The sequence below is a fragment of the Streptomyces sp. KR55 genome (assembly GCF_052245645.1).
GTDB classification, from domain to species: Bacteria; Actinomycetota; Actinomycetes; order Streptomycetales; family Streptomycetaceae; genus Streptomyces; species Streptomyces flavusporus.
Genome location: NZ_JBQQCE010000094.1, coordinates 1 through 25,631 on the forward strand (window position 1 = coordinate 1; position 25,631 = coordinate 25,631).

Sequence of the window (25,631 nt, forward strand, 5' to 3'; positions counted from 1 at the left end):
GAGGAGCCCAGGCCACGGCCATGCGGAATGCGGTTCGCGCAGACGATTTCCAGGCCGCGCGGCTGTCCGCCCAGAGAATCGAAGGCGGTGCGAAGGGAGCGTACGAGGAGGTGGTTTTCGTCACGTGGCAGCGTCTCGCTGCCCTCACCCGCGATGTCGATGTGCAGCCCCGAGTCGGCCACCCGGACGACCACGTCGTCGTAGAGCCCCAGCGCGAGGCCGAAGGCGTCGAAGCCCGGGCCGAGGTTGGCGCTGGTGGCGGGGACGCGCACCCGTACGGCGGCGGCGCGGAAGGCTGGACCGGCCATCGCTCGATGACTCTCCTTGAGCTGCGTGATTGTCGAAGACATTCGATGACGTACGACGAACCCTGCGGCCGCCTTTCGCCGGGAGGCCGGACGCTGTCCGGCTGCGGAGACGACGCGGCACCGCGGCATATGCGGCGGGTGGGTTAGGTACAGCCTATCGAAGGAAGGTTCTGTGGCGACATAGGGCGCACAGGAGGCGCACGATGCGTGTCGTAAGCCCCCTGTGCACCCCCTACGGGGATGACCCTCGGAGCAGGCGTTATGCCAGGCCGAGTCGCTCGGCCGCCGTCGCCGCGTCGACCGGGACAGTGACCGGCTGCGGGGCGCCGGCGACGGCCCAGTCGGGGTCCTTCAGGCCGTTGCCGGTGACGGTGCACACGATGCGCTGGCCCGGGTCGACCTTGCCCTGCTCGGCGGCCTTCAGCAGACCGGCCACGGACGCGGCCGAGGCGGGTTCCACGAAGACGCCCTCCTGGGCGGCCAACAGGCGGTAGGCGCGCAGGATCTCACGGTCCGTCACCTCGTCGATGAAACCGCCGGACTCGTCCCGCGCGTTGAGGGCGTGCTGCCAGGAGGCGGGGTTGCCGATACGGATCGCGGTGGCGATGGTCGACGGGTCCTTGACGATCTCGCCGCGCACAATGGGCGCACTGCCGGAGGCCTGGAAGCCCCACATGCGCGGGGTACGCCCGGCCACACCATCGGCGGCGTACTCCTTGTAACCCTTCCAGTAGGCCGTGATGTTGCCCGCGTTGCCCACCGGCAGGACGTGGATGTCGGGCGCCTCGCCGAGCATGTCCACAATCTCGAACGCAGCCGTCTTCTGACCCTCGATACGCACCGGATTGACCGAATTAACCAGAGCGACGGGGTAGTTGTCGCTGAGCGCGCGAGCCAGCGTCAGGCAGTCGTCGAAGTTGCCGTCGACCTGCAGGATCTTCGCGCCGTGCACGAGCGCCTGGCCCATCTTGCCGAGCGCGATCTTGCCCTGCGGGACGAGCACGGCGGACACCATGCCCGCCCGTACGGCATAAGCGGCGGCGGAGGCGGACGTGTTGCCGGTGGAGGCGCAGATGACCGCCTTGGCGCCCTCCTCCTTGGCCTTGGAGATGGCCATCGTCATCCCGCGGTCCTTGAAGGACCCGGTCGGGTTGGCCCCCTCCACCTTGAGGTGGACCTCGCAGCCCGTGCGCTCGGAGAGCACCTGCGCGGGCACGAGGGGCGTGCCGCCCTCACGGAGCGTCACGACCGGCGTGGTGTCGGAGACGGGCAGCCGGTCCCGGTACTCCTCGATGATTCCGCGCCACTGGTGGGTCATTGCTGGTTACTCTCCTTCAACCCGCATGATGCTGGCGACACCCCGCACGGTGTCGAGCTTGCGCAGCGCCTCGACGGTCCCGCTGAGGGAGGCGTCGGACGCGCGGTGCGTGACGACGACGAGGGAGGCCTCGCCGTCCTTGCCCTGCTGCCGCACCGTATCGATGGACACACCGTGCTCGGCGAACACGGTGGCCACCTGGGCGAGAACACCCGGTTTGTCGGCGACATCAAGGCTGATGTGGTAGCGCGTCACGACCTCGCCCATGGGCGAGACGGGCAGCGCGGCGTACGCGGACTCGCCGGGGCCGGTCGCGTTGCTGAGCCGGTTGCGGCAGACGGCGACCAGGTCACCGAGGACGGCGGAGGCCGTCGGGGAGCCGCCGGCGCCGGGGCCGTAGAACATCAACTGACCGGCGGCGTCCGACTCGACGAACACGGCGTTGTACGCGCCGCGCACGGAGGCGAGCGGGTGGGTCAGCGGAATCATGGCCGGGTGCACGCGCGCGGTGACCGAGCCCCCGTCCGCGGCCCGCTCGCAGATGGCGAGCAGCTTGATGGTGCAGCCCATCTCCTTCGCCGAGGCGAAGTCGGCGGCGGTGACCTCGGTCATGCCCTCGCGGTAGACGTCGTCGAGACGCACACGCGTGTGGAAGGCGATTCCGGCGAGGATCGCGGCCTTGGCGGCGGCGTCGAAGCCCTCGACATCGGCGGTGGGGTCGGCCTCGGCATATCCGAGCGCGGTGGCCTCGTCGAGGGCCTCCTGGTACCCGGCCCCCGTCGAGTCCATCTTGTCGAGGATGAAGTTGGTGGTGCCGTTGACGATCCCGAGCACCCGGTTGACCTTGTCGCCGGCGAGGGACTCGCGCAGCGGGCGGATCAGCGGGATGGCGCCGGCGACGGCGGCCTCGTAGTAGAGGTCCTTGTCGTTCGCCTCGGCCGCCGCGTGGAGGTCGGCGCCGTCCTGGGCGAGGAGGGCCTTGTTCGCGGAGACGACGGACGCACCGTGCTCGAAGGCGGTGGTGATCAGCGTACGGGCGGGCTCGATACCGCCGATGACCTCGACGACCACGTCGATGTCGCCGCGTTTGACGAGGGCGGTGGCGTCGGTGGTGACCAGGGCCGGGTCGATGCCCTCGCGCACCTTGTCGGGGCGGCGGACCGCGACGCCCGCGAGCTCGACGGGGGCGCCGATCCTGGCGGCGAGGTCGTCGGCGTGCGTCGTCATGATGCGCGCCACCTCTGAGCCGACCACTCCACAGCCCAGCAGCGCCACCTTCAGCGGACGCGTACGCATCATCCGACCTCGTTTCCTCTCACCGTATGCGGTTGCACCAGTCTCACTCACCGGACGGAAGTTTCTGCCCTTTGTCCGGATCGTGAGACATCTTTTTCATTTCGACGAGGGGTGGAGACAGGAGATCTTCCACCCCCCATGGACTGGGGTCATCCGACGTCGAGCCGCAGGAGGTCCTCCTCCGTCTCCCGGCGGACGATCACCCGCGCCTCGCCGTCGTGCACGGCGACGACCGGCGGGCGGAGCACATGGTTGTAGTTGCTGGCCATGGACCGGCAGTACGCGCCGGTGGCCGGCACCGCGATCAGGTCACCGGGTGCCAGGTCGGCCGGCAGGAACGCGTCCTTCACCACGATGTCACCGCTCTCACAGTGCTTGCCGACGACGCGGGCGAGCATCGGCCCGGCGTCGGAGGTGCGGGAGACCAGGGCGACGCTGTACTCGGCGTCGTACAGCGCGGTGCGGATGTTGTCCGACATGCCGCCGTCGACGGAGACGTACGTCCGCAGCCCGTCGAGGGGCTTGATGGTGCCGACCTCGTAGAGCGTGAAGGCGGTGGGCCCGACGATGGCCCGCCCGGGCTCGACGGAGATGCGCGGCGTACGCAGCCGGGCGGCCTCGCACTCACGGCTGACGATCTCGGTGAGCGCCTTGGCGATCCCGTGCGGCTCGCGGGGGTCGTCGTCACTGGTGTATGCGATCCCGAGCCCACCGCCCAGATCGATCTCGGGCAGCTCGACGCCGTGCTCGTCCCGAATGTCCTTGAGCAGCCCGACGACGCGGTGCGCGGCGACCTCGAAGCCCGACATGTCGAAGATCTGCGACCCGATGTGCGAGTGAATCCCGATCAGCTCGAGCGCGTCGAGCCGAAGGGCCCGCCGTACGGCCTCGGCGGCCTGTCCGCCGGCCAGCGGAATGCCGAACTTCTGGTCCTCGTGGGCGGTGGCGATGAACTCGTGGGTGTGCGCCTCGACGCCGACCGTGACCCGGATCTGCACGCGCTGCCGCTTGCCGAGGGACTGGGCGATGTGGGCGACGCGGACGATCTCCTGGAAGGAGTCGAGAACGATCCGCCCGACACCGGCGTTGATGGCCCGCTCGATCTCGTCGGTGGACTTGTTGTTGCCGTGGAAGGCGATCCGGTCGGCGGGCATGCCGGCGGAGAGGGCGGTGGCGAGTTCGCCGCCGGAGCAGACGTCGAGATTCAGCCCCTCCTCGTGCAGCCAGCGCACGATCGCCCGGGACAGGAACGCCTTGCCCGCGTAGAAGACGTCCGCATCGTGACCGAAGGCCGTGCGCCAGGCACGGGCGCGGGCGCGGAAGTCGGCCTCGTCGACGACGTAGGCGGGCGTGCCGAACTCCTCGGCGAGCTTCTTGACGTCGATGCCGCCGACGGTCACGACTCCGTGGCCGTCCCGGCCGACGGTCTGCGCCCACACCTTCGGGTCGAGGGCGTTGAGGTCGGCCGGCGGGGCGGAGTAGTGACCCTCGGGGAGGACGTCGGCGTGACGGGGCCCGGCGGGGTGTGCGGAACGGCTCATTGTTCTTCCGGTAGCTCTCTCAGAGGTGGTCGGGTGCGTCGATGCCGAGCAGGGCGAGGCCGCCGGCCAGCACCGTCCCGGCGGCTTCGGCGAGGGCGAGCCGGGCGCGGTGGGCGGCCGAGGGTTTCTCCTCGCCGCGCGGCAGCACGGCGGGCAGCAGGGCGAGGGCGGCATCGGCGACGGTGACGAGGTGCCGGGCGAGACGGTCGGGGGCGCAGTCGCGGGCGGCCGCGGTGAGGATGCGGGGGTGGTCGGCGAGCAGGGCCTCGACATGCGCTGCGTCCGGTACGTGGCCGGGGTCGGCGGCGAAGCCCAGATCGGCGGCGTTACGGGCGACGGCCCGGCTGCGGGCGTGGGCGTACCGCACCCGGAAGAGGGGGTTGCCCTCCCGTTGGACCAGATGATCGACGGTGATCCGCGGCCGGTCGTGCGCCGCGGGGTGGAGCAGGGCCCAGCGGGCGGCGTCACGGCCGAGGGGGAGGGGATCGGCGGGAGCGGGGACGGGCCGTACGGTGACGACGTCGACGGGTGCCGGTGCGTCAGATCCGCCGTGGGCGTCGAGCGGCGCCGGTGCGTCCGGCCCGCCGTGGGCGTCGACGCGCACGCCGAGCACCGACTCCCACTCCGGCTCGGGCCGGACAGTGCAGCCGATTCGGACGAGGGCGCCCTGGGAGCGCAGGATGCGGGCGGCGGCGTCCGCCACGACGACGGCACGCACCTCACGAGGACAGCGCAGCTGAACCACCTGCCCGGCGAGGGCATCGGAGTGCCCGTAGCGCAGGCCTTCCCTCAGGACGCGCTGCACCAGGCCGACGGAGGCGGCGCCGTCGAGGGCGATGTTGAGGAACCCCGGCCCGGTGATCTCGACCCCGGTGACGCCGTCCGCCCCGGCGAGATACGGGCGAAGCACCTCGGCGACCAGAAGCGGCGGCTGCCCGGCGGGGCGGGCGAGCTGCAGGGCAATGTTGGTGGCGTAATCCCCCCACCCTCCCGGCCCCGGCGGCTCCACCACGGCCCGTGCGGGCACGGTCACGTTCAGCTCCCCCTCGTCGACAGCACGACGCACCGCATGCAGCACGGTGCGGGAGAGCTCGACGGGGGTCACGGGACAAGCGTATGGGAGGAGGGGGGTGGGTAGGCGAGCCGGTTTGGGAGAGGGTCCGGGATGTGGACGTACGGCTGCGGGCGGCTGCTGCGGTCGACCGCGACCGGACGGCCTGCCGGGCCGGGGCTCATTCGCCTGCCCGGCCTTGGCTCATCCGCCTGCGAGTCCCCGCGCCCCTTCGCCCGCCAGGCCTTGGCTCATCCGCGTGCCAGATCAGCGCTCGGCCGGCGCTCCGGGCCGCCGCTGACCAGCACTCTCGGCGTCCGATCATCCGCCCGTTCGACCGGCGCTGTGGGCCGCCGCTCACCCGCCCGCGCGACCGGCGCTCTCGGCCTCCGCGGCCCCGAGCAGCCCGCCGACTCCGGATCCGATCGCACCAGCGCTGCCGCCACTCCCACTGCCACTCCCACTCCGCTCGATCAACCGCCGTACGAGCTGTACGAGTTCGGCGGGCTCGAAGGGCTTGGGGAGGAAGGCGTCGACGCCGACGTCGAGGCCGGTCTCGACCTCGTACTGCGTACAGGCGCTGATGATGGCGAGGGGCAGATCACGCGTCCGCGGATCCGCACGCAGGCGGGCGGCAGTCCGCAGCCCGTCCAACCGCGGCATGACAACATCGAGGGTGACCACATCAGGCTGCACCTGATGAACGACATCCAGACACTCGGCACCATCGGCCGCGGTCACCACCTCGAGGCCCTCCAGCTCGAGATTGACCCTGATCAGCTGCCGGATGACCTTGTTGTCGTCCACAACAAGCACCCGGCCCGACGCGCCTGGCACAACTCGAGAGTAGGTCCGGACCGGCCACCGCGTCCGGGTTTTCCCCACTTCCACCCCCTGCGGGCGAGCCACACCCCTGGTTGACGTCCTGGCCATCCCCCCGAAACCAGTTCATGACCACCCCGAAGGAGCTGGTAGTGTTCTACCCGTCGCCGCGAGCAAGAAGCCGCGACCGACACGCCCCCGTAGCTCAGGGGATAGAGCAACGGCCTCCGGAGCCGTGTGCGCAGGTTCGAATCCTGCCGGGGGCACTCGCCAGGGATCAGCAGGAACTAAGCGCTGACCAGGGCGGATGCCGACACGAGAGAGCGGGAACCAGTCTCACTGGGTCCCGCTCTTTCTCGTTGTTTCGCGCTGATCGCGATAGACCTGCGATAGACGCACTCGCCTGCATCCAGAAGCGGCGCCGCGGAGGACGGACGGTCAGTGCAAAACCGCGCCCCTCACCCATGAGCTCCCGAGCAGGGCTGACATAGCCACCAGAGGCCCCAGGCCTGTGTCAGACCGACCCGCTAGCGTTCGCATGACTGGCAACTGACAGGGAGAAGCGATGCTGGACTTCACCGAACTGTCCCAGAACGGCGAAGACCTTGAGCTACTTGTTCGCGAGATAGCCGTGTCCTTGGGCTTCAAAGCGCTCTGGTCCGGGAGAGGTCCAGACGGCGGGCGAGATTTGATTCTGGAAGAGCCAGGAAGCTCACATCTCGGCGCAAAGGTCCGCCGCTGGCTCGTTTCCTGCAAACATACGGCCCACGCAAACCAAGGGAAAGGCCGGTCCGTCGGAATAGACGACGTCGGAGCAGACGGCGGAATCGTAGATGCAGTACATCAGCACCAGGCCCACGCGTATCTTCTCGTGTGCTCCACTCAGCCGTCGAGTGCCGTTGTCGGCCGCCTAGAGGCAATTGAAAGAAATAGGGGAATTCCGACACGGATTTGGGACGGCGTCGACCTGGAAAGGCTACTGGACACGACTAAGGGCTGGGCAATCGCCCAGAGATTCATGCCCAAGAGTGCCGAAGGGTGGAAGATCATCAGCACCAGTCAGCCTAATCAATACATCGGGCTGACTAGAGGTTACTACATTCGAATCGCCAATCGAATTGGTAGTTTCCTGTATACCGGCATGATGGACGCGTGCCTCGACACGATGCAAGCGACAGTACTTCCCCCAGGGCACGAACTGCGACCACGTGCGGTCTACTATGACGACAACAAGGCGTCGGACATGAACTGGATAGTCGACTATCTGTATGAAGGTCCAAAAACCCGAGAAGCCCTTCTCGCTACATCGCCACCAACGCTTATGCAACTTCAGAAAGATCTGAGACGGCGAGCCGAGCAATCTGAAAACCATTGGGGGCTATCGGCATATTTCAATCTGAGGCCGCAGCAGGTAAGTCGTGGTCACGACCACTTTGATCCAGACCATTATGATTTCTACGAACGGATCCCCTGGATTTTTAACGCATATTACTAGGAATCCTGGTTATAGCCGCGGCTTGGACACGCCAAACCGCGGTCCCGACAAGCGGATCCCATGCAACGCACACCGGATCAGAGAAGCTGCAGTTACTGCAAATCCAGTTCCCTTTCGATCTTCCTGTTCATGGCCTCTTCCTGGCCGTAAAGGCACCCCTCATAAACGCGGTGGATCACTTCAGGTGAATTGCCGACCCTACGCGCAACTTCGGCCGCCGGCACGCCAGCGTTCAGCCAGGTGGTGATGCAGGTGTGCCGCAGGTCGTACGGCCGACCTCCCAGGATGGAAGCCTGAAGGTCCGGCGGGAGCGCGTACTCCCGAGCGTCCCGCCATACGCGCCAATAGGTGCTGCTGCCCACGAGACCGCCCCGCTCGTTCGTGAAGAGCCGCCCGTCCTTGGCCGTGCCGAACTCCTTCAGGTGGGCGCGGAGCATGGCCACGAGCGGCGGGGGAATCGGGACCGGCCGGTCTTCCTTGGCCTCCCTTGACTTCAGGCCGCGCTTGTCGTGGCGCTCTCCGCTGTCTGTCCACTGCTTGCCCGACACGGGGTGCGTGTCGTGGAGCGTCAGAACGCCCCATCCCTTCTCTGGGAGGAAGCAATCAGCCTCCCTGAGGCCCACAGCCTCACTCGGGCGGAGCCCCGCGAAGTACATGACCGCGTAGAAGCCCACCAGGCGCCGGCCCTTCTTGCGATCCCATGTCCCGACGTACGAGACCGACGCAAGGAGTTGAGCAGCCTGCGTCCTGTTCACGAGAACACGGGGGTCCACACGGTCCGAAGAGGAACTCTTCACCTTCTTGAGAGCGGCGAGTGGGTTCTCCGTCAGGAGCTTACGCTCGATGGCGTATTCAACCGCCGTGTTGAGCGCGCGCCGACGACGACGGGAGGTCTCCCCCGCTGCGGGGGTGCCGTCCAGTTTGAAGGAGATCCGATACTGAATATCACGGAGAATCTTCGGATCTTCCAGCGAGGAGACGAGCAGTGATTTTTGGGAGATCCAGCCGTAGGCGTCTTCAAGTTCCTCCGGCGGGTCAAGTTCGGCGTTCTTGGGAATAACCGCCCACCGGAAGGCGAGGCGCAGCTCTTCCGGTGACGGCATCTTCTGTTCTTGCTCCACTAGGGCCAGCGTCACCGCGGCGAGCCCGTCGGCTATGCCCTCGCGGGTCTTGGCCGCAGCGGTCGGCCAGCGCATCGCCATGTACTCGCGACAGAACGCGAACCAGGGTAGTTCCTCACGGGCTTGCTCCGCACTGGCCTCGGCCCGTACCTCGGATTCAGGCAGACCGTCAGCGATGCGGAATGCCTCGCCACGGCGCATTGCCTGCCACAGTTCAGATCTACGGCTCTCTGCGAGCGCCACCGTGGCGAAGGTTGCGCTACTGACCCTTCCTCCAACTTTCCAACGGAGTTGGTAGGGACGGGTCTTGCTCTGCGCCTTGGACACCTTCCACAAGCGGACATCGAGCGAAAACCCCTCCGGGGCCGAGCGGTTGTTCTGCTCGGCCCCATTGCCGGTGTCCTTTGTCACGCGCTCTCCTCCAACGTCTGGAGCCACCGACTCAGTTCGGATCGCCGGATTCGCACAGCGCCGTTCGGGAGCTTGATGGACCTCGGACCCTTCTTGTACTGCCGCCAGCGGTAGAAGGTCGCTCGCGGTACGCCTATCTCTTCGATCACTTCGCGGATGGTCAGCATCTCGTCGCGGGGCTTGGCCACGACTCCTCCTTGAGCGAGAGAGCAAGGGAAGGTGGTGGGACCAGCCGAGAGCCGCCACAGAAACCACGAAAACCACAGAAACCCTGGGTTGGCGGGCTGACCTGCGGTGATGCCACGCGGTGGGGGCTGCCACAGAAATCGCGGAAAGTTCCACAGAAATAGATGGCCGGACCGGTGGGGTCGGTGCCGGGTTATTTCTGTGGCTTCTCGGTTCGTTTCTGTGGCAGCGCTCGGCAAGCCCCTGACATGACTGTCTGCGCTGGTCAGGGGCTTGCCGGGGGTATTTCTGTGATTCTGTGGTTTGTGTGGCGGGGGTCAGGCGGTCGGGTCGGTCAGGCGGGGGTGGATGAGGTAGCGGGGGGAGGGTGGCCGGCCGCGTCCTCCGGTGCGCTGGACGGCTTGGGCGCGCACGTAGCCGTGGTCTTCCAGCAGGGCCAGGACCGGATCGAGGTCGTTGGCGGTGCGGAACTCGGAGCGGGAGAGCTTGACCATCAGGTCCCGCTTGCTGACCTCGCGCCACCCGTGGGTGTGGAGGACTTCCAGCACGGTGCGGGCGCGCTCGATGATGCGGTCGGCGCCCATGGAGTCGAATGCGGCGAGGCTGTGGCTGATGAAGTACTCGGCCAGTGCGATCGCGTCGCGCATGGTCGCTTCCGCCACGGGCACCGTGTGCCCTTTGGTGAGGTGTTCGGCGAGGTGGAGCAGGGCGGCCATGCGCGCGGTGGCGCCGACCAGCTTGCCGCCCCAATCGCCGATCTGGCCCATGATGCCGCCGCGGGCTTCCAGCATCGGTTCCACCCGTGCCTGAAAGGCTTTGAGGGCGGCGACCGCCTCGGGGGTGAGCTGGATGAGGGCCGGATCGGTCCATTCGGCGAGGAACAGCGTCAGGTCGAGGACGTGGCGCCGGTAGGTCTCCATCACCTGCTCGGGGATGGGTTCCGGCTCAATCTTGCGGCGGCCGACCAGCGACTCAGGAACCGAGTAGAGGAACCTGCCGAGCAGGCCGCGACCCTTGAACCCGTCCTGGCGTCCGATGTCGTCCAAGACCTGTGGCTGCACGCACAACCCCATGGTGAGGGCGGGGTGTTCGATGTACTCCTCGCGGGTCTGCCGGTCGACTTTGAGCCGGTCGCCAGCGTGGCCTTTGAGGAAGACCCCCATGTTCGGCTTGCCGGAGTAGCGTCCGGCGATGATGTCGAAGATGTCCCCCTCCGCGGACATGACGGAGATCCGGCCGCCCTGCTCCGCCATGCGGGAGGTGACCGTCTCTGCGGTGGTGTCATCGGCAAGCAACTGCGGTTTGGCCGGCACGCTGACGCTCTCCGCGGTCTGCGCAAGCGCGATCGCAGTGGAGACCAGTTCATCCCGCTCGTCCGCGCTCGCGGATGCCGCCTTGGCGGTGGCCTTGTCGGCTGCCTCCTTGGCGAGACGGGCGGTCATCTCGGCTTCCACGATGGCCGGTTGAGTCAGCGTGCGGAGCTGCTGTTCGGCTTCGTACAGCGGGTCGGTGAGCAGGCCGAACACGGCGGACTTCCGGTTGGCGGGCGGCAGGGAGACGACGACGTAGAGGTTGGTGGGCTCGCGCCAGTGCCCGCGCACCTGCACCACTGCCCTACCGCCCGCCGCGGTGGCGAGCACGGACAGGGCGATGCATCCGGCGAGGTCGACGGGGGTCTGTGTCTCCTCGGCGACCGCGGCCACGAACTCTCGCAGCCACCCCGGAAGGGAGGCGGTGGGGAAGGGCGCAAGCTTGCGGGGTCCGGCGAGGGGAACAGGATCCTCCCACACGGGTGCGGGCGGCTCGTCGAGGGTGGGCAGTCCAGCCCACAGGTCAGTGCTGTCCACAGGCTGTGCGGTCATGAGGCTGCCCTCCCTTCGGTGGGATCGCCGATGTGCGGGCCAGGGACAAGTGCAGTGCGGACGCCTTCGGCGACGTTCCTTCGGTCGCCTACGGTGGCCCGTGGTGCAGCCTGTGTGGCGTTCTGAGGCTGTTTCAGGGGATTGAAGAGCTTATAGGTCATGCGGCGCCCCTCTCGGCCGCGCTGAGGCCGTTGGCGACCGCGCGGCGAGCGTAGGGCTCGGGGACGCCGACCGAGACGGCAGCGGCCACGATCTCTCCCCCAATGGCGTCCAGTCCGCACGGTCCGGGGCACGCGGTGTGCTGGGCTGCGAGGAACCGGGCCACGCCGAACGCCCGTGATCCGGCGCCGGATTCGACGCGGGAGCGCACTAGGGTGAGGCCCCGTTCCAGGCCGGTGCGGACGTAGCCGTCGGTGTGGCGGCATCCGGTGGCAACCGTCCGGTCCCAGGTGGCGCGCCCGGAGAGGGAAGAGACCACCTCCCCGCGGGCGGGGGTGGTCTCTTCCTTCACCACCAGGGCGCGGACGGCCGACGGGAGAGCGGCCATGCGACCGGTGCCCGGTCCGAGCCAACGGGCGTACGACATGAGGGACTTGATGTCGACGCCTGCCCGGACCGCGTTGTGCGACCCCATGACGCCTCGGTAGATCCAGTGCTCACCGCGCGTCGTTGCCACGGTTCGGGTGGCGGGCAGGGTCTCGCGGGCCCAGGCGACGGCCGCCGCGTTGTCGAGGTCGACCACGGTCAGCCGCGCTCCGCCGGGGTGGTAGCCGACGCACACGGCCCGCTCCCATGCCGCCACCCACAGAGGGAAGATGACGACGTTCCGGTTGGTGGTGGCGGCGGCCCATGCGTGGCAGGGGGCGGGGCACCGGCAGGCGCCCGCGCGCTTCATGTTCGGCCGCCCGCCGCACGCGTTCTTGGCGCACGCGCGGCAGTTGCCGAACGGCACCTTCCCGTCCCGCAGCGGCAGCACCGGTACACCGGCGGTGGCCAGGTAGAGGGCGGTCCGCAGGTGGCTCGCGTCGGGGTGATTCCAATCGAGGGGGAGCCGGGTCTTGCGGGCAGGTGTCATGCTGGAGGTCTCCTGTTTCTGTCGAAGGGACGGAGAACCGGGGCGGTCGCGGTCTTTGGCGAGAGGCGACCGCCCCAGCCATAGCTAGTGGTGACTGGCCCAGTGGGCGTACTGCTGCCGGACGTAGTGGCGCGGGTCGCAGATGATGCCGGGCTGGCCCATGTCGAGCAGCGACAGGGCTGCTGCTCCGGCGCTCTCGGTGGCGTCGCTGTCGGTGGTGCCGGGTTCGTCGAGCAGGGCGATGCGGTCGAGCAGGGCGGCCTTGCGCAGGTAGAACTCCCGGTCCAGCTCGGTGAAGCACTCAGCGTCGGCGAGGGAGCGGGCCGTCCAGCCGATCTCGCTGTTGATGCTGGGAGCGTCGGTGTACGCCTGCTCGGGGGTGGGCCAGTCCTCGGCAAGTTCGGGGGTGGCGGGCTTGTGGTCGGCGCGGGCGTAGAGGCGGTTCTGCTTGCCGTCGCGCATGGGGTAGACGGTCACGGTGCCGACCGTGAAGGTGCGGTCGAGGGCGGCGACGATCGGTTCGGTTTCGGTGGGGTCGCAGATGACGCGGATCTCGAACACGGCTCAGTGCTCCTTGCTGGTGTCGATGGCGGGGAGCGCGGGCAGTCCCGCGCGCTCCAGGGCGGTGGGGTCGAAGCCGGGCAGCGTGGCGCGGGTGACGAGTGCCTGTGCGAGCTGTTCGGCGTAGGCGGCGCCGGTGCGGGCCACTTCGATCTGCGTCGTGGAGTGCAGCGTTTCGACGCGCTCGATGTGGGCGTACTCCTCGCGTCGCTCGCTCGTCTGCCGCTCGTACGCCACGGTCTCGCGGCGGTCGTGGCGCCAGTAGCGGGCAGCGAGCCCGTACGCGCCGGCGGTGGCCAGGGACCACAGCAGCAGCGGCAGCGAGAGCCCGTCGGCGTATCCGGCCACCCCAGCGAAGGCGAGGGCGCCGGAGGCCGCGAACGCGGTCCCGACGAGGACAGAGTCACCGGTTGCGTTGCCCGCGACCACGCCCGCGGCGGCGGCACTAAGAGACAGTGCGGTCATCAACACCGCGTTGCCGACGGAGTGTTCGGCGCCGTTGGCATTCCAAATCCGGGCCAGCGCGAGCACGGTCGTAGTGGCCAGGGCGGGCGCCGCCTTGGGCAGCGCGGCGGCGACCCAGTGGCGAGCCACGATCTGTTCGTTCATGGCTGGTCTCCTAGATCTTGCCGAGGGCGTTGACGACGGCGGCGGTCAGCTCGGTCACCGGCTCGGAGGCGCCGGTGGAAGCGAGGTAGAAGCCGAACATCACAGCGACGAACGCGGAGCCGTAGCCGAGGGTGTTGGAGCGCAGCAGGAAGAACAGGACCAGGCCGAACAGGGCGACCAAGGAGACGGTGATGGCCATCGGTTATCCCTTCGAGGCAGGTGTCTTGGCGGGGGTGTCGCTGCCGTCGCGGTAGACGTGCAGCCAGAGGTTGTAGAGGTGACGGCCGACGCGTATGCGCTTGCCGAGGCCCTTGCAGCGGCGGCAGTCCTTGCCCCGCTTGATGCGGCCCTTGCGGTCGGTCTTCATCGCGAAGCCGAGGCCGCGGCACTTGCGGCAGTCGCCGTACGGGCTCGCCGCACACAGACTCACGTAACCGAGAGTGACGACGAGCAGGCAGCCGCTAGCAAGGAGAACCAGGGTCATGGGGTGCCTTCCAGGCGGGGTTTCCGGCGTTCTCGCAGGTCGGATGCTAGGTGCGAGGTTGCTGATCAGAGCCGGTTTGGGGTGCTAGTAGGGGTGCTAGGTCTAGCAGCTCAGGCTGCTAGACCTAGCACCCGTGCGCGGTCAGTCTCCGGACCGCCTTCCGTCACGCAGGGTGATGGCGGTGGTGATGTCGGCGCGGGCGATGCCGCGGCGGGTGGTGCCCTTGCCCTTGTCGGTGGTGCCCCACACGTCCTGTGCCGTGATGCCGTGCGGGCGCAGGTTCGTGGTTACCGTCTCGGCCTTCCAGCCGCCGTAGACCTCCGGCCTGAGCGTGGCGAGGCGGGCGGCGACCTTCTCGTTCCACACCTTCTCCTCATCGGCCGGCACGACCTTGAGGATGTCGGCGAGCAGGTCGAAGGCGGGCTCGCCGCTCTCGGGGGTCTCGCCGATGGCGTGGCCGGTGATGTTGCCGTACGCCTCGCGCATCGTGCGAGCACGGACGACGACTTGTTCGGCGCCGACCGCGTCGACGAACGCGCTCGCGACGATGCGCGGGTCGTCGCCCTCACCGGCCATCCAGCAGATCCCGCGGTCGGAGCGGGAGAACATGGTGGCGCGGTATCCGGCCTTGTACATCGACGTGCCGAGCACCATGTCGTTGGCGGGCTGGCCCATGACCTTCAGGCAGAACCGCAGCACGGCGTTGGCTGAGATGCCGGTGGGCAGCGACTTGGCGTCCGGGCGCTGCGTGCCGAACAGCGTCACCATGCCCAGCGCCGGACCGCGTTTGCCCAGGTCGGTGGCGATCTCTTCGATTTCCGCGCCGTACTTCTCGTGCTCGAAGGGGACCTGGCACTCATCGAATCCGGCGACGATCGGGTGCAGCCCAAGGGACTTGTCGTTCGCCAGCTCGGGCGTGACCTTCGACTCCGGGCAGCGCGAGCGCGGCAGGGACTTGATGACCTTCGCCCGCCGGCGCAGCTCCGCGCGCAGCTCCCGCAGCGATTCGAGGACGTAGAGGATGTCCTCGTCCTCGTCTCCGGCCCGGTAGCGGTGGCAGACGGGTTCGAGGGCGCCGAAGTCGCCGGTGCCCTTGAAGTCGAACGCGTACAGCTCGGAGCGCGGATCCAGGGCGGCGATGAGCAGGAACAGCCGCATCAGGAAGGTCTTGCCCATGCGCGGGATGGAGCCGACCACCACGCTCGCGAACATCAGGGTCACGGCCACGTCGGCCATGCGCTGGTCGTTGCCGAACACGACCGGCTTGAACAGGTCCACCTGTCCCGACTTCAGCAGCGGCCAGGCGGGCTTGGTGGTCTCGTTCATGGGCTTGTCGCCCACCCACAGGATCAGCCGACCTTCGTGCTCGGTCGGGTCGGCTGAGGGCCACACGCAGCCGACCTTGCGGCGCAGCCCGGACGCCAGCGGCTTGCGGGCCTCCATGATGTCCTCCGGGGTCACACCCCAGGGAAGGTCAAGGTCGGCGCGGTAGCCGGGGCCGTCCCGGGTGATCTCGGAGGTGAAGCGCATCCCGTTCATGTCGCCGCCCTTCTTGATGGCGGCCGTCAGCTTCGGGTTGCCGATGTTGTCCAGGGCGCGCAGCACGATCGGCCCGGTGAGCTTCTGGATCTCGGTCTTCAGCACCGCGGGCCCGATCACGGGATGGTCCTGCGGGGCACCCCAGAACCCGCACGCCAGCACCGCGGCCGTCGCCATCACCCCCAGCCAGCCCGGGGCCATCACGTACAGGGTCAGCGCGAACGCAGCACCGAAAACGAGCGCCACGGTCGACACCAGCACACGCAGCCGCACCCGCCCATCCCGCTGCCGCGACAGCTTCAGGTACTCAGCGGTGTTCTCGCGGCGCACCTCGTACTCGCGCAGCGGAGCACCCTCGGCGTCCCACACCCACCGGTTGGTGTCCCGCACAAAGCGGGCCGCACCGCGCGGCGCGTTCAGCGTGAGCTGGAGGGCGTACCAGGGGGTGCGGATGCCGTGGAAGGCGGTGGCATAGAAGGCGTTGCCGGTCGCCCGCTGGGCAGTCGAGACGAACCCCGGCTTCGAGGTCAGCCACGTCGGCAGGATCGGCCGACGCTTGTAGGTGGTGATACCCGGCGCCGGAAGGTCGGGCCGGTCGACCGGTCGGGCGACCGAGTCGGCCGACTCCTCATCCTCCGGGTCGGCCGAACCGGCACCCGACTCAGTCGGGCGGGAGTCGGGCACCGGGTCGGGAGTCGGGGCGGCCGACCCGATGCGGGCGGATCGGGCCTTTCCGAGGTCGACTACCTCGGCGCCGGAGTCGGCGGCCATCTCCGCTTCGAGCCGGTGGAACAGTTCGTTGTCGTCGGGCTGGTTCACTTGAGCAGTTCCTTCCCATGGGAGGAAAGGCGGGGTCCGGCCGTCGCTGTAGGAGGTGAGCGGCCGGACCCCGCCGGATCGTGAGGGGAATGTCAGGCGGCGGTGTGGGCGCGTGTCGTCCACGCGGTCACCACCAGCGGGACGGCTTCTTGGGCACGATGGAGGGGCAGCCGTTGACCATGTGGTCCACGCACTGCGGGCAGTCCTGCCGGGGGCGGAGGTGGCGGTGTGCGCGCCGGTCGTGGGCGTGCTGCCAGCACTGCGGGCACTCGCCAGGAGGCGTGTCCTTGCCGGCCATGGTCACCACCAGCCCGAGGACTTCTTGGCCGCCTTCGCGGAGGCGGCCTCGTTCACAACCCGCTGCCGCTCCTTCTGCAGGGCCTTGAGCTCCGACTTCAGCCGGGTCTGGACCGAGGCCCACAGCGTCTCCAACTTGCGGTCGGCGCGGCCGGTGCTCTTGCCCCGCACGACCTTGTATGAGCCACCGGCAAGAGCCCGGACGACCGCCCGCTTCTCCGGGCCGGTCAGCGGCCACATCTCGCCCTTCTGGGCGGCTTCGAGCTTGCGGGTCGTCTGCAGAATCTCGCGGTCCAGGCGGCGGGTGTTGGGCTTGGCCATGGTCAGCCCCTCCTCGAGGTGTCGAGCGCGGTGGTGGGGGTGTCGGGGAAGGCGCACGGCACGCACATGCCGAGCGAGGTCGGGATGACGTATCCCGCGTCCCGGCGGCACTCGGGGCACGTGCGGCGGGCACACATCGCCTTGGCGAGCGCAGCCCGCTTGCCGGGCGTCATCGGCCGCACGGGCTTGGCGCGGTCGACGCGGTACAGGTACGCAGTCAGCGGCTCGCGTCGGCGCCGCGGGCGCAGCACCTGAGCCGCGATCGGCTGCCCGCCCGGACGTAAGCCGCGGGCGCGGAGTTGGCGGCGCGTGGCGAGCCCGTCGGGGGCGTAGCGCCACGGGTAGGTGGGGATGCCGTACTGGCTGCCGGAAGGGTCGAAGCACTTGCCGAATGCCCCGGGCATCAGGCGGCCTCAGCCTCAGGCTCCTCGCCCTCCGGCACGTCCACGGAGTGCAGCGGACGGCCGTCGGCACGCTCGCCCTTCAGGGTGTCGCGCAGTGTGCGGGCGTTGGCCTGCGAGACGTGCAGCGTGGTGCGGAGTCGGTCCGCGGTCAGCTCCGCGTCCGGCCACTGCTCGGTGACCTCGCGTGCCTCGGTCAGCAGCTCCTCGAAGGTGCGCTGTGCCTTGCCCTTGCCTTTGCCCTTGGCGGGGGTCCGGCGGGGCGGGCGCGGCTTCGGGGCGGCCGGGGGCGCCGGCGGGGTCTCTGCCGGGGGCGGTGCAGGGGTCTCCTGCTCGAAGGCGGGGGCCAGGTCGCCCATGCGCAGCATCACGCGCTCGCGGCGCGGGGTCTGCGAGCGCCACCGACGGCCGTAGCGCTCCCGCAGGTCCGCGCGGGCCAACAGCCGTTCCCGCTCACGGGCAAGCGCCACGCTGTAGGAGGTGACCTCCCACAGCGTCATGCGCCGCCACAGCGCGAACGTCGACAGCGGGGCGAGCAGCCAGCGGGACCAGCGGATCTTCTCCATGCGGTGGCCGGTGGCGGCGTCGATGCGGACGGCGTAGATGTGCGCGCCGATCTCGGAGAACACGACCCACAGCAGCGGCATCGTGCCGTGCGCGACCTTGGCCCACACACCGTGTCCGGCGGCGACGTTCAGCCCGCAGGTGACCAGGGTGAGCACCCAGGGCACGAACCGCACCCACGCCAGCGCCATATCCATGCGGATCAGCAGCAGGTTGGCGACGGTGAACACCGGGATGGCCACGTCGATACCGACCGGCAGCATCCACGGCTCACCGAAACCCCAGCGCAGCGCGGCAGCGGACACGGCGTCGAAGGAGGCGATGAGACCGAGCGCACCGACTCCGGCCGCGGCGAGCGCGCCGACTCCGGCGAGGCCCATCTCCGGCTTCGTCAGCGGCGGCACCTTGGCCGCAGGGATCGGGGTTTCGGGGTTCATGCAGCAGCCTCCGTTCCGCCCGTGCTGCCGAGTCGTCCGGCGCGACGGCCGGTGACCGTCGCACACTGGGAGGTCAGGTCGTTGGTGATCTGCCAGGGGATCCCGGCGCGCTTGGCGGCGTACATCTGCTCATCCGCCCGCCGCATCACCTGCGACAGGTCCACCACCCCGGCACGCGGGCCGACGTCGACCGCGCCGATGGAGGCGCCCACCGCAACGTGAAGACCGCCGATGTCGATCGGCTGAGTCAGCGCGTGGGTCAACTCGGTCAGCGCCCATTCCAGTTCGGCGCGAGACAGGTGAGAGGCGACAGCGGCGAACTCGTCCCCGCCCAGGCGTCCGACGGTGGCGTCGTTGATGCACGCCCACTCGGCGAGCCGCTGACCGGTCGCGCGGATGACCACGTCCCCGGCGGCGTGCCCGTGGTCGTCGTTGACCTCCTTGAACCTATTGAGGTCAAGCAGGTAGACCGCGCTGCGGGGAGTCGACAGGTGCTTGCGGGCCCGCTCCTCGAACGCGTCGCGGGTCAACAGGCCGGTGAGCGGGTCACGACGGGCAGCCTCGACCCGGCGGCGCAGGCGCAGCGCGTGCAGCGACCATCCGGCCAGTAACGGCAGACCGGCCGCAGCGGCAAACAGCAGCTCACTCATGCCGCAACCCCCTTGCGTGCCGTGCGACGGCGGGCGGGACGGACCAGGGGGACGACGTCGAACAGGTCCGGGTTCTCCTCGATGACCTGCGCAGCAACGCGGACCAGGTCGTCCGGGAGGTTCGGGTTGTCGGCGAGGATGTCGCGCGCCGCGTCCTCGCGGGCCGCGCGCTCTTCGTCCGTCTCGCCCGCGACCCCCAGCCACAGCTCAACCGGGGTGCCGAGCGCCAGTTCCGCGAAGTCCTCGGCAGAGATGGCCTGTTGGTGGCCGATGTAGGTACGCATGGCAGTTCTCCTGACATCGAAGGGATGCCGGGGCGGTCGCGGTCTTTGGCGAGAGGCGACCGCCCCGGAAGACAAGACCCGCACCACATACGCGGGCGGGGTGGTGCGGGGAGCGGGGAGGGTCAGACGGTGGCGATGATGAGCGCGGCGACCAGCAGCCACAGGTAGTGGAAGGACTGGTCAAGGGCGTAAGCGCCAGTACCAATGTGCGGGTTGTCGTCACGGCCGGCGCGCGGGGTGCCGAGCCGGTAGAACTCGCCCTTGCCGGTCACCTTCGCCAGCCACGCCAGCGTGCTGCGCCGGTCCGCCCACCAGTGCGCGGCGGCGTCGATGCCGAGCCCGGCGAGGATGCCGAGCCCGGACACATGCAGGTCCAGCAGCCAGACGACCGGCAGAAGAACGGCGACCTTGGTGGCGGTGAGGGTGGCGACGTGCCGAGCGTCGGCGAGGCGGCCGACCCAGCCGGGACGGCCCTTGTGCGCGGACTGGTGGGAAGTCTGCACCCAGTGGTCGCCCACGCTGTGGGCGACGTACAGGGCGATGAACACGGCGGCGAAGGTGGCAGCGTTCACGGCGGTCACCGGCTCTCGTCGCGGGCCTGAACGAGCTGAATGGCCAGGCGGGCGAAGTGGGCAACGGCGTCGAAGTCCGCGAACGTCACGCCGTAGGTCTCGGCCGCCTGAAGCATGCCGTGCAGGATCGAAGCGGCATCGGCCACCTGAGCGGCACTCGGCCGGTGACTCGGGGCGAACTCCATGGCGGCCGACCCGATGCGGTGGGCGATGTTGTCGAGGTCGCGCTGATTCACGGTTCATCTCCTGGTGTCGAGGGACTTGAAGCCGGGACGGTCGCGGTCCTTGGCGAGAGGCCACCGCCCGGAACCCCGCTCCGCGAGTGCGGCGGGGGGCGTGGAGCGCTGCATGACCTACTGCGACTCCCCTCAGCTCCGCTCGTACGAGACGAGCGAAGGAGGCAGCCGACCGCCGCGCAGAAGCACGGCGGAGCGGTCGAAGTTGAGAAGGTGCGCGGGCCTGAGCCGCGCCGGACGCCTTTTGCGGGAGGTGACGGCCCGTCGTACGCGATATGGATCTGTGCCTCAGTCCCGCTCCTCCGAGGAATCGCATCTCGGTCTCTTCGCGCGGCGTGCGTGCCCTTGGGCAGATCCGTTCTTTTGAGTCGGTGCGTGTCCCTGACGGGAGATGACCGACTGGTCTCCACTCGCCTCGGCCGGAGTCATCACGGCCGTCGTATCTGCGGTGGATCACGCTGTGGAGTTGTCGAGCGCAGTCGCGGAGGTGAAGCCCTTCCGGGTTCTCCCGCCCTGCAGTGCAGTACCTGTTTTACAGGTACTGCATGGGGCTCCGTCAAGTACGGGCCCGGAACTTCTTGGCTTCGCGCCGGGACTTCTTGGCGCACATTCAGAATCGCCCCAGGTCAGGGGACTTGGTCACCCCGCACCTGGACAGCTTCAAATCATCTGGCTACCGTCAGGAAGTCCCTAAAAGTCCCTACGGGGGTGACGGTGTCCAACGAGCGGTTGAGATCTGCCCTGTTAGCCCGCGGCATGACGATCCAGGACTTGTCCCATGAGATCGGGGTGATCCCCAAGACCATCGAGCGCTGGATCACGCAGGGCAAGGTGCCGTACCGACGCCACCAGTACGCAACGGCAGCAGCACTCAAGGTCGACGTGACGACGCTGTGGGAGGACTCCCGCACTCAGGACTCCGCAAGCGACCTGAGCAAGGCCGAGATCACGGCTGTCTACCCTCACCGGCATGTCGTGCCGTCAGGCCTCTGGCGCGAGATGTGCGAGCGCGCGACAGAGCGCATCGACATCCTTGTGTATGCCGGCATCTACCTGGCGGAGGACCCTCTCTTCTTCGCGACGCTGAAGGAGAAGGCCGAGAGCGGCGTCCGCATCCGAGTGCTCATGGGTGATCCGGAGTGCGAAGCCGTCATCCGACGCGGCATCGACGAAGGTCATCGCATCATGGATGGCAAGATCCGTAATGCGCTGGTCAACTATCGCCCGCTGTTCACCAGCCACCCCGAGATCGCCTTCCGGCTGCACGACACGGTGCTCTACAACTCGATCTATCTCGCCGATGACGAGATGTTGGCCAACACCCACGTGTACGGCATCGGCGCCTACATGGCACCCGTGTTTCACCTGCGGCGACTCCCCGGAGGTGGTCTCTTCGACACCTTCGCTAATAGCGTTCAGCAGACCTGGGAAGGCGCCAGGACAGTAACCGAACGCGACATCACGGGAGCTTGAGCATGGGACGCATCGACTACTTGCACGACCCGGACGCCCCGCCGGCCAACTCGGTCGTGCCCTCGGTCGTGGCGTTCGTCCAGAACGACGCGGGGCAGGTGCTCATGATCCAGCGGTCCGACAACGGACGTTGGGCGCTGCCCGGCGGCGGCCACGACGTGGGCGAGTCCATCAGTGACACGGTGATCCGTGAGGTCTGGGAAGAGACGGGCATCAAGGCCGAAGTTGTCGACATGTCCGGGATCTACACCGACCCCGGTCACGTCATGCAGTACGACGACGGCGAGATCCGTCAGCAGTTCAGCATCTGCTTCCGCGCCCGGCCGGTCGGCGGCGAGCCGCGCACGAGCAACGAGACGACGCAGGTCCGTTGGGTCGACCCAACGGACCTGCGGGAGTTGGACGTCCACCCCACGATGCGACTCCGCATCGAGCACGCGATGGACCGGGCCCGAACAGTGCCCTATATCGGCTGACGCTTAGCGTCGGCGACCCTCTCGAGTACGCGCGCGGTGCTCGCCAGGATCTCGGGTTCGGCGCGGCGAATGAACGTGCCGATCAGGCTGTCGGGCCCGTAGCGCCCGGCAATCTCATTGATCCGATCCACAGGGTTCGTGGGCGTGCCGTCGGGCGTCGTGTTCATGTCGCAGAAGCAGAGAGCGTCGTTCAGGTGCGCGCTCTCACGGGGGAACTCCCCCTCCAGCTCTTCGCGCAAGCCGCGCGCATCGGCCTCCATCCACGCACAGGAGTGGTGGGCCACCAGGTGCACGACGCGCTCGTCGGCGCTCGCGACATCCCGGAGGTAGCGAGCGCCGTCCAGGGGGTGGAAGCCTGTCTTGGCCAAGTCGGGCGCGTAGCCGATGTCGTGCAGGACTGCCGCGGCTTCCAGCAACTCGGCGTCTTCTCCGAGGATGAGCGCGATGGTGCGCGCCCTCTCGGCGACGCCCAAGCAATGCCGCCACCGTCGCGGCAGCGGCTCAGCGAGCAGGGATTCCGCGAGCGGGTAAGCCCACTCCGTCAACGTCGACAAGCTACGAACGCCCCTCTCGGTTCGGCACAGTGCGGACTGTCCGCACCTTGCCCTGCCCTTCACTTGCCAGCACGCCGGCGGCTTCGAGCTTGTCGAGAGCCTTGGTCACGGTCGGTCGGGAGACCTTGAACCTGCCCATCAGGTCGGACGCACTGAGGAACTTGGCCCCCACCTCGAACCCTTCGGTCGCGATGATGTCGGCAATGCGCTGCTCCAGCGGTCGCCGGTCGACCTGCTCACCCTGACGTACTACCCGCCACCGGCCGCCCCGCACCGGTTCAGCAACCCCATCCGCCTGAAGCTCCTTGAACGCGCGGAGCACCACCCCACGCGAGACACCGTGATCATGCATGAGGTCTCCGGCGGCCGGGAGCTGCGTCATCTGCGGGTCCGCCTGGATCTGGGCCTTCACCACCTCCGCGATCTGCAAGAAGGTCCCCCGAGGGCTGGCCTGCTGCGACACTCGTTCTCCCCTCAGTTAGCCAAACGTCCTACTCCAGCTTCCCATGCCTCGCGCCCTCGAAGATGCTGGTCAGACTTCGCCGGTTTGCCAGCCTGATGGATCCTTCTCTCCCTCATCAAGGCCCGCGCACGGCGCGGGCGCGCGCCGCCTCTGCGGCGCGGACGGCCTCCTTGTCTTCGCCACCGGCCGGCCGCGCCCGGCGGCTCGCGTGCGATGCGGGCGAAGGAGGGGAAACCCTCTGTGGCTGGGGCGGTCGGCAGAACCCTGTTTCGCCGAGGTCTGAGATCCTTTCTTAGGAGCGGATGTGGTCAACTCCACTTCCTAGCAGGCGGGTTACCGACTGGTGGAAGGCAGGGCGGCGGTAGCGTGCCGTCGACCACACACCGCATCCTTGACCGGGAGCCACTCCGCGATGTCCGGCCTTACCGACGTGCCGCGCGAACCTGAACCCGAGACCGCCGACAGTTATGAACCGTGGGTGGGCGATGTCCTGCATCACCTCGCATACGAAGATCAGCGGCTGTCCGAGGCCGACATACGCACCCCCCTCCCCGAGGAATTCGTGTTGACCTGGGAGGGCGTCGCCGCGATCCTCTCCGCCGCCTGGAAGACCGATAAGCAAGAACTCAAGTGGACCCTATTTGTCGAAATAGCCCGACAGGTCAGATATGCCAGTGACGGCGCATACATCTTCCACCGGGAGTATGGGACACCTGACCGATACAAACGGTACGTACGACTTGAGCATGTGTTCGCCGCGGAATCGGGTTCCACCTGGGGCAACCTTGTTGAAGAGGTCATTGAAACCCTCAAAGACCCAAAACAAGAGTACGGATGGAGCCTAGAGCCCGCTCAACAGCACGAGTACGCGAACAGCGTTATCACCTACCGGCGGGACGTCGCGACGGCGGAACGCCGTATCCGCAGGGCTCTTCTGTCGCGGTGGCTCCGGCTGGTGCCGCTTGTGGTGATGCCGCTGGTTCTGGCAGTGGTCGGATGGGGAAACCTGTGGCCGGAAGACGTGCCGGACCTGCGCACGTTCAACATCGTGACCATCGCGGCGATGCTGGTCCTGGTGGTGGTGTTCCTGGTCGGCTACTTCCTGCGGGTGAAGGACGAGAAGCACGGTGTCAGGTCGGTGTTTCTGCTCCGCAGAGATCTGGAGATCATCCATGACCGGTGGACCCTCAACGCCTCAAAGACACGCCCGACGACGGAACGGCGGGACGGCTACCGGGAGCACATACCGCGGGTCATAGATCGTCTACGGCGGGATACACGGTTCTACCGGCGTATTCACAACTGGTTTCAGTGGGGGGTGTTCTTCGCGTCGGTGGGGACCACGGCGACTACGGCTTTCTGGGAGACCCCGCAGCCGGGTAAGACGATCCTGATCATGCTGGGGTCGTTCCTGGCATTCGCTACCGCGGTGACGGGCTATTTCAAATTCCGTGAGCGGGCGTACAACCTTCAGCAGACCGCGGACCAGGTAGAGCAGCACGCCACGGCCTTCGATCTGGGGATTGCGCCGTACTCGGATGCGGACGCTGCGGTGAACCTGGAGCGGTTCGCGGAGAACGTGGAGACGCTTCGGATTGAGCAGCGCAAGCGGGAACAACAGTTGGAACAGCCGCATCAGGGGCAGGCCGACGTCATCTGACCGGCAGCAGTGCGGCCGTCAGTACGGCCAACCCGAACGACGCGGCACCTCGTGCGAGGCGGACCTGGGAGGCGTTGGAAGGGCCAAGTGAACACGCACCTGTCTCCCTGGTGAGTGTCTAACTGCGTGACAACCACAGCGCACGCCCGCGAACAACCGTGGACGTCAGCAGACCATCCATGCAGGTGACAGGCACAGCAGCCCAAGGACAGTGGGCACCCCAAATTGCTTCGGGACGAAGCGGTCACCGGACCGTCTGTGGCCCGGCGAAGGGCACAGAGGCACATCGGCCGGCTCGTCCCCGGACGGCGACGACTGTTCGAAGCTCACCCGCGCACGGTATGCGATAGAGATCGACTCCGCCCGCATGCCCCCAGCCAAAGAGTGCTGGTCAGGGTGGGGTTCAACCCTTGGGTACACATGCTCTCCGGAGCCGTGTGCGCAGGTTCGAATCCTGCCGGGGGCACCCCTTCTGAGGTGCCTAAAGACCCCGTGACCAGCACAGATGCTGAGTGCGGGGTCTTCGCGTATGTGCAGCCGTATGACACTCTGAGCGGCCCTATGTCGGGGTCCGTGGACTATTCGTGGACAGGATCTTGAGGCATTGTCCCTGGTCAGACCCCAGGAACGGCGAAAGCCCCCGGACGGATCAAGCACCCGTCGTCGCTTCGCTCCTCCGGGCGGGCGCGGGCGGCCGGCGGCGCCCGCGCTCATGTCTCCGCCCCGCTCGGCACCGCCGGCCGCC

The 25,631-nt window shown here is 68.1% G+C and carries 28 protein-coding genes, 1 tRNA gene and 1 pseudogene; 5 read left to right on the forward strand and 25 right to left on the reverse strand.

Features of this window, described 5'->3' with window-relative positions; translation table 11 throughout:
• The 6 genes and pseudogenes from ACTWQJ_RS16205 to ACTWQJ_RS16230 form a co-directional block, all read right to left on the reverse strand.
• Positions 1–308: pseudogene (locus ACTWQJ_RS16205) on the reverse strand (homoserine kinase); the annotation flags it as partial.
• Between the two features lie 259 nt (positions 309–567).
• Positions 568–1,626: a threonine synthase gene (gene thrC / locus ACTWQJ_RS16210; protein WP_443307333.1), complete on the reverse strand. Its 1,059-nt coding sequence runs from the start codon at positions 1,624–1,626 to the stop codon at positions 568–570.
• Between the two features lie 6 nt (positions 1,627–1,632).
• Positions 1,633–2,922 (reverse strand): homoserine dehydrogenase, encoded by a 1,290-nt coding sequence (locus ACTWQJ_RS16215; protein WP_443307358.1) that lies wholly within the window; start codon positions 2,920–2,922, stop codon positions 1,633–1,635.
• Positions 2,923–3,071: 149 nt separating this feature from the next.
• Positions 3,072–4,463, reverse strand: coding sequence for a diaminopimelate decarboxylase (gene lysA, locus ACTWQJ_RS16220; protein WP_443307334.1), 1,392 nt, complete (start codon positions 4,461–4,463; stop codon positions 3,072–3,074).
• Between the two features lie 19 nt (positions 4,464–4,482).
• On the reverse strand, positions 4,483–5,568 hold the full coding sequence (gene nrtL / locus ACTWQJ_RS16225) for an ArgS-related anticodon-binding protein NrtL (RefSeq protein WP_443307335.1): 1,086 nt from the start codon (positions 5,566–5,568) through the stop codon (positions 4,483–4,485).
• A 303-nt stretch (positions 5,569–5,871) separates the two neighbouring features.
• A complete protein-coding gene (locus tag ACTWQJ_RS16230; RefSeq protein WP_443307336.1) occupies positions 5,872–6,447 on the reverse strand; it encodes a response regulator in 576 nt (191 codons plus the stop codon).
• Between the two features lie 83 nt (positions 6,448–6,530).
• Between ACTWQJ_RS16230 and ACTWQJ_RS16235 the strand changes: the two genes are divergently transcribed.
• Both ACTWQJ_RS16235 and ACTWQJ_RS16240 read left to right on the forward strand, forming a co-directional pair.
• A tRNA-Arg gene (locus ACTWQJ_RS16235) sits at positions 6,531–6,602 on the forward strand.
• A 299-nt stretch (positions 6,603–6,901) separates the two neighbouring features.
• Positions 6,902–7,831 (forward strand): restriction endonuclease, encoded by a 930-nt coding sequence (locus tag ACTWQJ_RS16240; protein ID WP_443307337.1) that lies wholly within the window; start codon positions 6,902–6,904, stop codon positions 7,829–7,831.
• A gap of 92 nt (positions 7,832–7,923) precedes the next feature.
• On the opposite strand, the gene ACTWQJ_RS16245 is transcribed toward ACTWQJ_RS16240, so the two are convergent.
• The 17 genes from ACTWQJ_RS16245 to ACTWQJ_RS16325 form a co-directional block, all read right to left on the reverse strand.
• Positions 7,924–9,363: a tyrosine-type recombinase/integrase gene (locus tag ACTWQJ_RS16245; protein ID WP_443307338.1), complete on the reverse strand. Its 1,440-nt coding sequence runs from the start codon at positions 9,361–9,363 to the stop codon at positions 7,924–7,926.
• Positions 9,360–9,551: a helix-turn-helix transcriptional regulator gene (locus tag ACTWQJ_RS16250; RefSeq protein ID WP_443307339.1), complete on the reverse strand. Its 192-nt coding sequence runs from the start codon at positions 9,549–9,551 to the stop codon at positions 9,360–9,362. Before ACTWQJ_RS16250 ends, ACTWQJ_RS16245 begins: the two co-directional genes overlap by 4 nt.
• A 315-nt stretch (positions 9,552–9,866) precedes the next feature.
• Positions 9,867–11,411: a YfjI family protein gene (locus tag ACTWQJ_RS16255; protein WP_443307340.1), complete on the reverse strand. Its 1,545-nt coding sequence runs from the start codon at positions 11,409–11,411 to the stop codon at positions 9,867–9,869.
• Between the two features lie 157 nt (positions 11,412–11,568).
• Positions 11,569–12,486 carry a bifunctional DNA primase/polymerase gene (locus ACTWQJ_RS16260; RefSeq protein WP_443307341.1) on the reverse strand — a complete coding sequence of 306 codons (918 nt, stop codon included), beginning with the start codon at positions 12,484–12,486 and terminating at the stop codon, positions 11,569–11,571.
• An 84-nt stretch (positions 12,487–12,570) separates the two neighbouring features.
• Positions 12,571–13,047, reverse strand: coding sequence for a hypothetical protein (locus ACTWQJ_RS16265; RefSeq protein WP_443307342.1), 477 nt, complete (start codon positions 13,045–13,047; stop codon positions 12,571–12,573).
• A 3-nt stretch (positions 13,048–13,050) separates the two neighbouring features.
• Positions 13,051–13,656 (reverse strand): hypothetical protein, encoded by a 606-nt coding sequence (locus ACTWQJ_RS16270; protein ID WP_443307343.1) that lies wholly within the window; start codon positions 13,654–13,656, stop codon positions 13,051–13,053.
• Between the two features lie 10 nt (positions 13,657–13,666).
• A complete protein-coding gene (locus ACTWQJ_RS16275) occupies positions 13,667–13,855 on the reverse strand; it encodes a hypothetical protein (protein ID WP_181656044.1) in 189 nt (62 codons plus the stop codon).
• Between the two features lie 3 nt (positions 13,856–13,858).
• Entirely contained in the window at positions 13,859–14,140 is a 282-nt protein-coding gene (locus tag ACTWQJ_RS16280; RefSeq protein ID WP_443307344.1) for a hypothetical protein, read from the reverse strand.
• Positions 14,141–14,281: 141 nt separating this feature from the next.
• On the reverse strand, positions 14,282–16,498 hold the full coding sequence (locus ACTWQJ_RS16285; protein ID WP_443307345.1) for a cell division protein FtsK: 2,217 nt from the start codon (positions 16,496–16,498) through the stop codon (positions 14,282–14,284).
• 127 nt (positions 16,499–16,625) lie between these two features.
• On the reverse strand, positions 16,626–16,796 hold the full coding sequence (locus tag ACTWQJ_RS16290) for a pRL2-8 (protein ID WP_443307346.1): 171 nt from the start codon (positions 16,794–16,796) through the stop codon (positions 16,626–16,628).
• A 2-nt stretch (positions 16,797–16,798) separates the two neighbouring features.
• Positions 16,799–17,116, reverse strand: coding sequence for a hypothetical protein (locus ACTWQJ_RS16295; RefSeq protein ID WP_443307347.1), 318 nt, complete (start codon positions 17,114–17,116; stop codon positions 16,799–16,801).
• A gap of 2 nt (positions 17,117–17,118) precedes the next feature.
• Positions 17,119–17,520: an RRQRL motif-containing zinc-binding protein gene (locus tag ACTWQJ_RS16300; RefSeq protein ID WP_443307348.1), complete on the reverse strand. Its 402-nt coding sequence runs from the start codon at positions 17,518–17,520 to the stop codon at positions 17,119–17,121.
• Entirely contained in the window at positions 17,520–18,518 is a 999-nt protein-coding gene (locus ACTWQJ_RS16305; RefSeq protein ID WP_443307349.1) for a DUF2637 domain-containing protein, read from the reverse strand. The genes ACTWQJ_RS16300 and ACTWQJ_RS16305 overlap by 1 nt, the downstream gene beginning before the upstream one ends.
• Positions 18,515–19,168 carry a GGDEF domain-containing protein gene (locus tag ACTWQJ_RS16310; protein ID WP_443307350.1) on the reverse strand — a complete coding sequence of 218 codons (654 nt, stop codon included), beginning with the start codon at positions 19,166–19,168 and terminating at the stop codon, positions 18,515–18,517. The genes ACTWQJ_RS16305 and ACTWQJ_RS16310 overlap by 4 nt, the downstream gene beginning before the upstream one ends.
• Positions 19,165–19,452, reverse strand: a complete 288-nt coding sequence (locus ACTWQJ_RS16315; protein ID WP_443307351.1) for a hypothetical protein — start codon at positions 19,450–19,452, stop codon at positions 19,165–19,167. Before ACTWQJ_RS16315 ends, ACTWQJ_RS16310 begins: the two co-directional genes overlap by 4 nt.
• A 122-nt stretch (positions 19,453–19,574) precedes the next feature.
• Positions 19,575–20,024 carry a transcriptional regulator gene (locus ACTWQJ_RS16320; RefSeq protein ID WP_443307359.1) on the reverse strand — a complete coding sequence of 150 codons (450 nt, stop codon included), beginning with the start codon at positions 20,022–20,024 and terminating at the stop codon, positions 19,575–19,577.
• A 5-nt stretch (positions 20,025–20,029) separates the two neighbouring features.
• Positions 20,030–20,260, reverse strand: a complete 231-nt coding sequence (locus tag ACTWQJ_RS16325; protein WP_443307352.1) for a hypothetical protein — start codon at positions 20,258–20,260, stop codon at positions 20,030–20,032.
• A gap of 756 nt (positions 20,261–21,016) precedes the next feature.
• Here ACTWQJ_RS16325 and ACTWQJ_RS16330 point away from each other — a divergent pair.
• Together ACTWQJ_RS16330 and ACTWQJ_RS16335 are read left to right on the forward strand one after the other, a co-directional pair.
• Positions 21,017–21,733 (forward strand): XRE family transcriptional regulator, encoded by a 717-nt coding sequence (locus ACTWQJ_RS16330; RefSeq protein WP_443307353.1) that lies wholly within the window; start codon positions 21,017–21,019, stop codon positions 21,731–21,733.
• 2 nt (positions 21,734–21,735) lie between these two features.
• Complete coding sequence (locus ACTWQJ_RS16335) at positions 21,736–22,209, forward strand: NUDIX domain-containing protein (protein WP_443307354.1); 474 nt, start codon at positions 21,736–21,738, stop codon at positions 22,207–22,209.
• Here ACTWQJ_RS16335 and ACTWQJ_RS16340 read toward each other — a convergent pair.
• Entirely contained in the window at positions 22,197–22,763 is a 567-nt protein-coding gene (locus ACTWQJ_RS16340; RefSeq protein ID WP_443307355.1) for an HD domain-containing protein, read from the reverse strand. The genes ACTWQJ_RS16335 and ACTWQJ_RS16340 overlap by 13 nt on opposite strands.
• A 1-nt stretch (position 22,764) precedes the next feature.
• Complete coding sequence (locus ACTWQJ_RS16345; RefSeq protein WP_443307356.1) at positions 22,765–23,193, reverse strand: GntR family transcriptional regulator; 429 nt, start codon at positions 23,191–23,193, stop codon at positions 22,765–22,767.
• Between the two features lie 445 nt (positions 23,194–23,638).
• Between ACTWQJ_RS16345 and ACTWQJ_RS16350 the strand changes: the two genes are divergently transcribed.
• Positions 23,639–24,886, forward strand: a complete 1,248-nt coding sequence (locus ACTWQJ_RS16350) for an SLATT domain-containing protein (protein ID WP_443307357.1) — start codon at positions 23,639–23,641, stop codon at positions 24,884–24,886.
• The last annotated feature ends 745 nt before the right edge of the window (positions 24,887–25,631 follow it).